General features: G+C 68.2%; 6 protein-coding genes and 2 pseudogenes. 7 read left to right on the forward strand and 1 reads right to left on the reverse strand.

What is annotated here, in order from left to right; all coding sequences use genetic code 11:
- The 7 genes and pseudogenes from J7024_RS35910 to J7024_RS35940 all read left to right on the forward strand — a co-directional run.
- Window positions 1-459 (forward strand): annotated as a pseudogene (locus tag J7024_RS35910) (DNA polymerase III subunit delta'); the annotation flags it as partial.
- 79 nt (window positions 460-538) lie between these two features.
- Window positions 539-1,318 carry a TatD family hydrolase gene (locus J7024_RS35915; RefSeq protein ID WP_124828459.1) on the forward strand — a complete coding sequence of 260 codons (780 nt, stop codon included), beginning with the start codon at window positions 539-541 and terminating at the stop codon, window positions 1,316-1,318.
- 44 nt (window positions 1,319-1,362) lie between these two features.
- Window positions 1,363-2,073, forward strand: coding sequence for an ankyrin repeat domain-containing protein (locus J7024_RS35920; RefSeq protein ID WP_124828460.1), 711 nt, complete (start codon window positions 1,363-1,365; stop codon window positions 2,071-2,073).
- A gap of 122 nt (window positions 2,074-2,195) precedes the next feature.
- Window positions 2,196-2,552, forward strand: a complete 357-nt coding sequence (locus J7024_RS35925) for a Rap1a/Tai family immunity protein (protein WP_031399254.1) — start codon at window positions 2,196-2,198, stop codon at window positions 2,550-2,552.
- A gap of 96 nt (window positions 2,553-2,648) precedes the next feature.
- The gene (locus J7024_RS35930; protein ID WP_234744711.1) at window positions 2,649-3,821 is read left to right on the forward strand and encodes a mechanosensitive ion channel family protein; all 1,173 of its coding nucleotides are present in this window, start codon (window positions 2,649-2,651) and stop codon (window positions 3,819-3,821) included.
- Window positions 3,822-3,853: 32 nt separating this feature from the next.
- Window positions 3,854-5,029, forward strand: coding sequence for an AAA family ATPase (locus J7024_RS35935; protein WP_175796383.1), 1,176 nt, complete (start codon window positions 3,854-3,856; stop codon window positions 5,027-5,029).
- 265 nt (window positions 5,030-5,294) lie between these two features.
- On the forward strand, window positions 5,295-6,359 hold the full coding sequence (locus J7024_RS35940; protein WP_124828505.1) for a glycosyltransferase family 4 protein: 1,065 nt from the start codon (window positions 5,295-5,297) through the stop codon (window positions 6,357-6,359).
- A gap of 99 nt (window positions 6,360-6,458) precedes the next feature.
- Here the strand turns inward: J7024_RS35940 and J7024_RS35945 are convergent.
- Window positions 6,459-6,647: pseudogene (locus tag J7024_RS35945) on the reverse strand (BPSL1445 family SYLF domain-containing lipoprotein); the annotation flags it as partial.

A 6,647-nucleotide genomic window follows, 5' to 3' on the forward strand; every position in this document is an offset into this window, starting at 1 on the left:
CCGGCGCCGGAGACGGCACAGGCATGGCTCTCGGCACAAGGCGTGGACGATGCACGTGCGCTGCTCGCCGAAGCCGGCGGCGCGCCGCTCGCCGCGCTGGCGCTCGCGAGCGACGAGAATCGGCCGCTGCGCGATTTCACGCTCGGCCAGCTCGCGGCCGGTGCCGCGTGCGATCCGTTCGCGTGCGGCGAGGCGCTCCAGAAGCTGCCGATGCCGCTCGTGCTCGGCTGGTTGCAGCGCTGGCTGTACGATCTGCTCGCGCAGCGGATGGCGGGCGCGCCGCGTTACTTCCCGACGCACGCGACGGCGCTCGCGCGCTGCGCCGAGGCGGTCGACGCGAATGCGTTCGCGCGCTTCATGAAGGCCGTGACGCGCCAGCGTACCGTCGAGAACCATCCGCTCAACGCGCGGCTCGTATTCGAGGAACTGTTTCTCGATTATCGGGAAATGTTCGCATGAGCGAGAATTGTTTCCGCCGGGTGGGGAAACGATTGCCGGCGAGCGCGTGAGCGCCCGCCTTACGTATTCAGGAAACACGATGTTCGTCGATTCTCACTGCCACATCAATTTCAAGGGTCTCGCCGACCGCCTGCCTGCCGTGCTGGAGAACATGCGCGAGCACGACGTCACGCACGCGCTGTGCGTGTCGGTCGATTTCGAGACGCTGCCCGACGTGCTCGCGATCGCGCAGGCGCACGACAACGTCTACGCATCGGTCGGCGTGCATCCGGATCACGAGGACGCACGGGAGCCGACGCTCGCCGAACTCATCGAGCTGGCCGCGCACCCGAAGGTCGTCGCGATCGGCGAGACGGGCCTCGACTACTACCGGCTCGAAGGCCGCTCCATCGACGACATGGAATGGCAGCGCGAACGCTTTCGCACGCATATCCGCGCGGCTACCGCGACCATGAAGCCGCTGATCATCCACACGCGCTCGTCGTCGGAAGACACGCTGCGGATCATGGCCGAGGAGCGCGCGGACGTGCCGGGCGGCGTGATGCACTGTTTCACCGAGCCGTGGCCGGTCGCCGAGCAGGCCCTCGCGCAGAACTTCCATATCTCGCTGTCGGGCATCGTCACGTTCAAGAACGCGACCGACGTGCAGGACGTCGCGCGGCGCGTGCCGCTCGACCGGTTGCTGATCGAAACCGACTCGCCGTACCTCGCGCCGGTGCCGTATCGCGGCAAGCCGAATGAACCTGCGTACGTCAGCCATGTCGGACGCTTTATCGCATCGGAACGCGGGATCGCCGTCGAGGCGCTCGCCGATGCGACGACGCAAAACTTTTTCCGGCTGTTCAAGATCGCCCGCTAACGACGCGCGGCACAGCCCACAACCCAGGGAAGGAGCCCACAACAATGACGAAGCCGACCACATACCTGCCCAAGCGCGCACTCGTCGCCGCCGCGCTTGTCGCGAGCGGCCTGTTTGCCGCCGCCGGCGCACACGCCGAGTCGCTCGACGCTGTCGTCAAGGCGGTCAAGTTCGACGACATCGCCGACATCGGCCAGCAACTCAAGAGCGGCAAGCTCGATCCGAACACGCTCGCGCCGAACGGCGACCCGCTGCTCGTGATCGCCGCGCGCGAGAAGTCCGACAAGGTCGCCGCGGCGCTCGCCACGACGCCGAACGTCGACCTCGAGAAGGAAGACAAGGCCGGCGAGAACGCGCTGATGCTCGCGTCGCTGAACGGCGACGTCGGGCTCGTCAAGCTGCTGATCGACAAGGGCGCGGAAGTCGGCAAGAAGGGCTGGGCGCCGCTGCACTACGCGGCCACCAACGGCCAGGACGCGGTCGTGAAGATCCTGCTCGACCACGACGCCTACATCGACACCGCGTCGCCGAACGGCACGACGCCGCTGATGATGGCCGCGCGCGGCAACCATGCGTCGACGGTCACGCTGCTGCTCGACCAGGGCGCCGATCCGCAAGTCAAGAACCAGCTCGGCATCACCGCGCTCGATTTCGCGAAGCACTACAAGGCGCCGGACGCCATCGAGATCCTGACCAAGCGGACGGTGCGCATCGGCGCCTCGACGCCGGCAGATGCGCAAAAGAGTGCAAAATGACGGTTTCGGCGCGACGGCGGGGCGCGCCCGGTCGGCCGGAAACCGGCTGGCAGCGGGCGTCCGGCCGTCGCGCCGGTCAGCGCAGTGAGCGGTCTTCGGGCCGCATTGACATAAGGAACACCATGTTGCGGGCTATGTTTTGTGCCGCGGCGTTTGCCGTGCCGTTGTCGGCGGCGGCGTTCACGGGCGCGGATCTCGACCGGCTGTGCGCGAAGACGGACGTCAAGTCGCGAGCGTCGTGCGCGGCCTACATCGAAGGCGCCGCCGATGGCGTCTACAACACCATCGACGCGATCGGCGGCACCACCGGGCCGCGCGTCGGGCAGTATTTCTGCCTGCCGCCCGACATCCGGGCGCAGCAGATGACCGACGCGGTGCGCAAGTACATCGCGGAGAATCCGAAGCTGGCCGACTACAACGCGAGCACCGCGGTGTCGCTCGGTCTCGGCAAGGCGTTTCCCTGCAAGGGCGGCAACTGATTTGACGCCGCGTCCGGGTGTGCGCGACGCCCGGACATCGCCGACGCATCCAGGACGAGGCCGACGCGCCTCATAACCGAAGCATCCCGGGCGCCGATGATTTCAATCGAGGAATTGCAGCGCATCGCCGATGCGCCGTTGCATTCGTGGCTCGGCGCGCTGTTCGTGTCGGTCGTCGTCGTGCTTGTCGTCGTGATCGTGCATCGACTCGGTGCGCGCATCGTCAAGCGTATCGCGCAGCCGTATCCGCTCATGAGCGTGATCCTGAGCTACATCGACAAGCCGTCGCTCGTCACGCTCGCGCTGCTCGCGCTCGAATTCCTGTGGATCCAGGCCGACGATGGCATGTCGTTCGTGCGCGGAATGCGCACCGCCGCCGCGGTCGGCTCGATCATCTCGCTGACCTGGCTGCTGGTGCGGCTCGCGGCCGGCGTCGGCGACGCGATCATCCAGGCCCATCCGATCGATACGGCCGACAACCTGCACGCACGGCGCATCCATACGCAGGCCAAGGTGCTCGTGCGGACGGTCATGGTGCTGATCGTGATCATCGGCACGGGCGCCGCGCTGATGACGTTCCCGAACGTGCGCCAGGTCGGCGCGAGCCTGCTGGCGTCGGCCGGCGTCGCGGGCCTCGTCGCCGGTATCGCCGCGCGGCCGGTGCTCGGCAACCTGATCGCCGGGCTGCAGATCGCGCTCACGCAGCCGATCCGGCTCGACGACGTCGTCGTGATCCAGGGCGAGTGGGGCCGTATCGAGGAAATCACCGGCTCGTTCGTGTCGGTGCGGCTTTGGGACCAGCGGCGGCTCGTCGTCCCGCTGCAGTGGATCATCGAAAACCCGTTCACGAACTGGACGCGCAGCAGCTCGGAGATCATCGGCACGGTGTACCTGTCGGTCGACTACCGTACGCCGCTTGCGCCGCTGCGCGAGGAACTCGCGCGGCTCGTCCATGCGGCGCCCGAGTGGGACGGCCGCGTGCAGGTGCTGCAGGTGACCGACGCAACCGAGCGCACGATGCAGTTGCGCGCGCTGGTGAGCGCCGCCGATTCGTCGGCGTGCTGGGATCTGCGTTGCCGCGTGCGCGAGGGATTGATCGCGTACCTGCAGGCGCGCTATCCGCAATGCCTGCCGCGCAGCAGGATGGAGCTGTATCCGCACGATTCGGCGCCGGAAGAGCCCAATCCCGAGCGGCCGCACGCGCGGCCGCCTGCCGCCAGCACGGCGGCCAACACAGCGGCCGACCCGAAGGCCACCGGAGGCCGCTGAACGCATGCCCGTACCGCAACCCTTTCTTTCTCATGACCGCGCTGAAGACGCTCGCCATCGCCAACTACCGCTCGCTGCGCGAGCTGATCGTGCCGCTCGCCGCGCTCACCGTTGTCACGGGGCCGAACGGCAGCGGCAAGTCGAGCGTGTACCGCGCGCTGCGGCTGCTTGCTGACACCGCGCAGGGCCGCGTGATTCCGTCGCTCGCGCGCGAAGGCGGGCTGCCGTCGACGCTGTGGGCCGGCCCCGAGCGCTTTTCGCGCGCGATGCTGAACGGCGACACGCCGGTGACCGGCACGGTGCGCAGCGGGCCCGTGAGCCTCAGGCTCGGTTTTGCCGGCGACGATTTCGGCTATGCGATCGATCTCGGCCTGCCGGTTCCGAGCCGTTCGCAGTTCGCGCTCGATCCTGTCGTGAAGCGCGAATGCATCTGGGGCGGCGCGCTGCTGCGCCCGTCGACGCTGCTGGTCGACCGGCAGGGCGCGCAGATTCGCACGCGCACCGCCTCCGGCGACTGGCACACGGTGCCGCAGCCGGTCGCGAGCTTCGACAGCATGATGACCGAGTTCGCCGATCCGGTCGGCGCGCCGGAGATGATCGCGGTGCGCGAGCGGATCCGTTCGTGGCGCTTCTACGATCATTTCCGGACCGATGCGCAGGCGCCGGCCCGGCAGTCGCACATCGGCACGCACACACCGGTGCTTGCGGACGACGGTGCCGACCTGGCCGCCGCGCTGCAGACGATTCGCGAGATCGGCGATGCCGCGGCGCTCGATGCAGCAATCGACGACGCATTTCCTGGCGCGTCGGTCGACATCGACAATCCGGGCTGTCGCGGCCGCTTCGACATGCTGATGCGCCAGCCCGGGCTGCTGCGGCCGCTGTCGGCGGCCGAGCTGTCGGACGGCACGCTGCGCTACCTGTTGCTCGCGGCCGCGCTGCTGACGCCGCGCCCGCCCGCGCTGATGGTGCTGAACGAACCGGAAACGAGCCTGCATCCCGATCTGCTGCCGGCGCTCGGCCGTCTGATCGCGCAAGCCGCGCAGCGCTCGCAGGTGCTCGTCGTGTCGCATGCGGCGCGGCTCATCGCGACGCTCGAGCGCGAGGCTGGCTGCGAGTCGCTGGTGCTCGACAAGCAGCTCGGCGCGACCGTGCTCGTCGACGCGGACACGCGCGACCTGCCGCCGTGGAAGTGGCCGTCGCGCTGACGGGCACTTCCAGGCTGGCCGGGATCGTCGCGGCGGGCGGGACAGGCGGGGCGGTGCGCCCGCATCGGCGCCGCACGGGCGGGCACCCGGCGGAATGTATCCTGTCTGTAACAACCCCCATAAAATGCAAGACCGGCGCTACCGGGCATCGGGATCGCGAATAATAATGGGATATCCGGCCGGCGCGATGCCGGCCCGCTCTGCACGGGATGGGGGGCGCGAGCGCGGCCGCCGATCCCGATCGAGGACACAGGAGACGTGGATCATGAGAATTGCCCAGATCGCCCCGCTGACCGAATCCGTGCCGCCGAAGCTGTACGGCGGCACGGAGCGCGTCGTGTCCTACATCACCGAGGCGCTCGTCGATCTCGGTCATGACGTGACGCTGTTCGCGAGCGGTGATTCGACGACGCGGGCGAAGCTCGAACCGGTATGGCCGCGCGCGCTGCGGCTCGACTCGTCGATCCGCGACCGGGTCGCACCGCACATGCTGCTGATGGAGACGGTCGCGCGCCGCGCGAAGGACTTCGACGTGCTCCATTTCCACATGGACTACTACTCGTTTTCGGTCTTCAACCGCCAGGAAACGCCGTTCGTCACGACGCTGCATGGCCGGCTCGATCTGCCCGAGCAGCAGCCGGTGTTCGACACATTCAACACCGCGCCGGTGATCTCGATCTCGAACTCCCAGCGCCAGCCGCTGCCGCAGGCGAAGTGGCTGACGACCGTCTACCACGGGTTACCCGAGACGATGTACCTGCCGCAGCCCGTCGAGCCGCGCTATCTCGCGTTCCTCGGCCGCATTTCGCCGGAGAAGCGGGTCGATACGGCAATTCGCATCGCGCGCCAGTGCGGGCTGCCGATCCGGATCGCCGCGAAGATCGACGCAGCCGACCAGGAGTACTTCGAGCGCGAGATCAAGCCGCTGTTCGCGCTGCCGCATGTCGAGTACATCGGCGAGATCGCCGACCACCAGAAGGCCGAATTCCTGTCGGGCGCGCATGCGCTCCTGTTTCCGATCGACTGGCCGGAGCCGTTCGGGCTGGTGATGATCGAGGCGATGTCGTGCGGCACGCCGGTGATCGCGTTCAATCGCGGCGCCGTGCCGGAAGTCGTGGACGAAGGCGTGTCGGGTTTCATCGTCGAGGACGAGATCAGCGCGGTGGCCGCCGTGAACCGACTGCACCTGCTGCCGCGCGCACGCGTGCGGCAACGCTTCGAGGAGCGCTTCACGTCGCGCCGGATGGCGCGGCAGTACGTCGACGTGTACCAGGCGCTGATTCGCGCGCAGAAGCGCTCGCGCTTCAAGGTGATCGACTCGACGACCTGAGCCGCTGCGCGCGCACATGAAAAAACGGCGATGCCCGCAAGGACATCGCCGTTTGTCTGCCGCTCGCGCGCGGTGCGCACGGGCGAGGCTGGCGCCGCGTCAGATCTTCAGCTTCGTGACCTTCGTGCCGTTGATCGACACGTCGCCCATCAGGCCGGCGTTCGTCAGCACGATGACCTGGACCGGTGCTGTGGCCGTGGTCGTGTCGACCGCGCCGTTCGCGCCCATCTTCACGAGCGCGACCGAGGCGCCGGCACCCGCTGCCCAGCCGTCGGAGCCGCGGAATTC

Origin of the sequence: Burkholderia sp. WTPI3 (genome assembly GCF_021483755.1) — a bacterium.
In the GTDB taxonomy this organism is placed as follows: Bacteria; Pseudomonadota; Gammaproteobacteria; order Burkholderiales; family Burkholderiaceae; genus Burkholderia.

Coding starts and splice junctions, on each gene's coding strand:
- J7024_RS35925 (WP_031399254.1), top strand. CDS start 2,196: ATGTTGCGGGCTATGTTTTGTGCCGCGGCGTTTGCCGTGCCGTTGTCG.
- J7024_RS35935 (WP_175796383.1), top strand. CDS start 3,854: ATGACCGCGCTGAAGACGCTCGCCATCGCCAACTACCGCTCGCTGCGC.
- J7024_RS35915 (WP_124828459.1), top strand. CDS start 539: ATGTTCGTCGATTCTCACTGCCACATCAATTTCAAGGGTCTCGCCGAC.
- J7024_RS35940 (WP_124828505.1), top strand. CDS start 5,295: ATGAGAATTGCCCAGATCGCCCCGCTGACCGAATCCGTGCCGCCGAAG.
- J7024_RS35930 (WP_234744711.1), top strand. CDS start 2,649: ATGATTTCAATCGAGGAATTGCAGCGCATCGCCGATGCGCCGTTGCAT.
- J7024_RS35920 (WP_124828460.1), top strand. CDS start 1,363: ATGACGAAGCCGACCACATACCTGCCCAAGCGCGCACTCGTCGCCGCC.